At 63.6% G+C, this 3,073-nt stretch carries 1 protein-coding gene and 1 pseudogene; both read left to right on the forward strand.

Features of this window, described 5'->3' with window-relative positions:
• Positions 1-1,813: pseudogene (locus E7Z54_RS11450) on the forward strand (hypothetical protein); the annotation flags it as partial.
• A 535-nt stretch (positions 1,814-2,348) separates the two neighbouring features.
• Positions 2,349-2,843, forward strand: a complete 495-nt coding sequence (locus E7Z54_RS23765) for a rolling circle replication-associated protein (protein WP_206056160.1) — start codon at positions 2,349-2,351, stop codon at positions 2,841-2,843.
• Positions 2,844-3,073: the final 230 nt, after the last annotated feature.

Genomic DNA, 3,073 nt, shown 5'->3' on the forward strand with positions numbered 1-3,073 from the left:
TCCGACCTGGCGGGCCGAGCAGGTCGCCGACCTCACCCGCCCCCTCTCACGGCACGCCGCGGCCCACGTCGACCAGCGGCTACGGAACTTCGTCGGGACCTGCAGCTTCGCCCGGGTCCAACGCCTGGTCACCGAGGCGATCACCATCACCGTGAAACTAGTGATCGACCTGGCCGACCATGTCCCGGTCGACTCCGACGAGATCCCCGACCGGCTCAGAGAACCCGTCCGGCTCCGCGACCACACCTGCCGCTACCCCTGGTGCCCACGCCAACCAGCCAGCGGCGACCTCGACCACACCCACACCCAGGCGGCGTTACCTGTCCGTGCAATTTCACAAGTCGCAAGTACACCCTCGGTGGTGCGGCGCAGCGAGGTCGGCAGTGCGGGCTGCTGCATCCGGCCCGCGAACCCAACTACTCCTCGATGCGACCTGTCTGAAGTCCATTCGTGGTGCCGTGCTGGCAGGATGACCCTGCCGGAGCGCATGATGGGAGAACTTGTGGAGGTCGTGGGTCGTCGCGAGAAGCCTCGCATGCTTGTAGTCGGAATCGAACCGGAATCCGACTTAGGAGCCCACCTACGCTCCCTTGTGCCCACTATCAGTTTTTTCGTGGACCGCAACGACATCCACGCTGCAGTTCGCCAGGGCGATTGGGACTGTGCTGTCGTCTGGGACTGCGATGTCCAACTCGAACCGCATCTCTTTGTGCTGCAATTTGGCGGCATGTCCACCGAGAATTTTCACCGCCACGGCGTGCAATTCTCGGTCACCGAGCAAGGGAAAACGGTCGCCGCTGAATACGCCGTGCCAGATGGTCTGTCTGCAGACGTCGCAAGGCTGGTTCGCAATGAATTGGCACCTGTCGTAATCGATCGTTCGGGGTCGCCAATCTTCGGGATTCAAGTGTGGGGGTACACCGCCCCGGCACCCAATACCGATTTTCTTGAGGGATTCATTGATCCGTTCCTTATTGACGGGGATGGCAACGTCGTCGCGGGGCGTTACGAGCGGAATGCAAGCGAGGGCTCGCAATGGTGGCGCGTGCCGGTCTTTACCCCGAATCCCGAGCGCTGGGTCGCCGCCGCCCTGGCGAGTTGGCGCGCCAGTGACTCCGACCGTTTCCCGGGCGAAGCGGACTGGTATCACCGAAACGAATGGATGACGGCGGCGGAAGAACAGTTGCGTCGGCGGCAGCAAGAATTGCTCGAGGAGCGCGAACGAGTCCTGTCGGCGGTCGATGCTCGATTGGCAGCCCTTGAAGAGGAACGGGCAGAAGCCACGGAAAGAGCTCAGGGAGGCGAGCGTCGGCTACTGACCGCTCAGGGCGACCCTCTCGTGGAGGAGGTCGAAAACACCTTGAAGGAGTTCGGCTTCGATGTGGTGAACGTCGACACAGACATAGCCACGCCCGGAGACCGGCGGGAGGATCTTCGTGTCCTAGATCCGGATCATGTTGGGTGGATTGCGCTGGTCGAGGTGCGAGGTTACGCCCGCGGTGCGCAGTTGAACGATCTCCTCCGACTCGGCCGTTTCGTCACCCGATTCGTTCGGGAGGAGAACCGGGAACCTGACCGCGTTTGGTACGTAGTCAACCAGTTCCGGGACACGGATCCGTCAACGCGACCAATTCCGTTGGAGGCGAATCCAGTCGAAGTGGAGACGTTCGGAGAGGATGGAGGCGTTGTGATCGATACGAAGGACTTGTTCACACTTCGGATGTCGCTTCGACGGGGCGAACTTACGAAGCAGGCAGCTCGCGCTCGGCTGCGGGACGCAGTTGAACGTCTTGACTTGAAGGTAGCAACGTAACTCGGGAGGGTGTTCGCGTTGCGGTCGTGGGTTGCGGCCCCCGTTTCCGGGTTCCGCAGGGCCCCCGCGCGGCGTGCTGTTTGCCGCGTGGGGGGAGCGGTAGGGGGCAGTAGCGCGCGACCGCTCATCCGGGCTCAGCGACTCGCCGATCACGATTGCCGATCATTCATGGGTTCGTGTGCGACTCTTTGACTGCGAGACCGGAATGGCGTGCCAGGGCCGACATCCCTTGTCGGCTCGTCGTTTGGAGATCCTGAGATGTCTGGTTCTGATGCTGCTCGTTCGTTGTTTCGTCCCGATTCCGGCTGGACGCTGTCGCTGTATCCGACTGCTGGTGAGGCCAGCGGCTCGTTCGTCCCTTCCTACCGGCCACGGCGCGCGCATGGGTCGCGGCGGGTGATGCCCTGGATCCTGTGCGGGCTAGGGCCGAGGCTGCGAGACGGGCGAAGAAGAAGGTTCGTTTGTTCGCTGCGGCCAACTGCCTCAACCGGCTCGGCACCCTGACCTCTGCGGGTAAAGGCTGTCACGACCCGGGGTGCTGCGTGAGGATGTTGGCGAATTCTTCCGGGCGTTGCGCGACGAGTTGGCCGGTGCGTCGTTCCCGTACGTGTGGGTGCCGGAGTGGCACAAAACCGGCCACGGTCTGCATGTGCACTTCGCAGTCGGGCAGTTCATCCCTCGAGGCAAGATCGCGGCGGCCTGGGGTCGGGGGTTCGTGCACATCAAGCATATCTCCGATCTCCCGGTGGGTTCGACGAAGTGGGAGGAGGCCAGGCGGGCAGCGGGCTATCTGTCGAAGTACGTGACCAATGGGTTTGAGCCGGAGGGCCGTGCCCGGCTGCTGGGGTTGCACCGTTACGAGGTCGCCCAGGGATTCCAGCCGCCGGTGATCAGTCTGAACGGTCGATCTGCCTGGGAGTTGCTGAAGAAGGCCGAAGCGGTGATAGGCGGTCCGCCGGCGCGGTCATGGTCCTCGGCTGAGGTCGAGGACTGGAAGGCTCCGCCGGCTGTGTGGTTCGCGTGGAGCTGAGTTGTCGTGAGGCACAGTCACCTCGATGAGGCCGCGCTTGCAGCGTGGGTTGAGTCGTCCTGTGCTGCTCAGGGCGTTCCGGTCAAGGTGACCGATCCGACGGTGGTGCGTCGGGTAGGTGGGTTGCTGGGGGCCTCGCCGGAGGGAGTGCGGGCGCGCAAGCGAAGCGGCACCCGCGCTCCCAGGGGCGCGTGAGTATGACAACCCCATTTGGCCCCACTGTGATGCTC

The sequence above is a fragment of the Nocardioides sp. genome (assembly GCF_004803405.1).
Classification (GTDB): domain Bacteria; phylum Actinomycetota; class Actinomycetes; order Propionibacteriales; family Nocardioidaceae; genus Nocardioides; species Nocardioides vastitatis.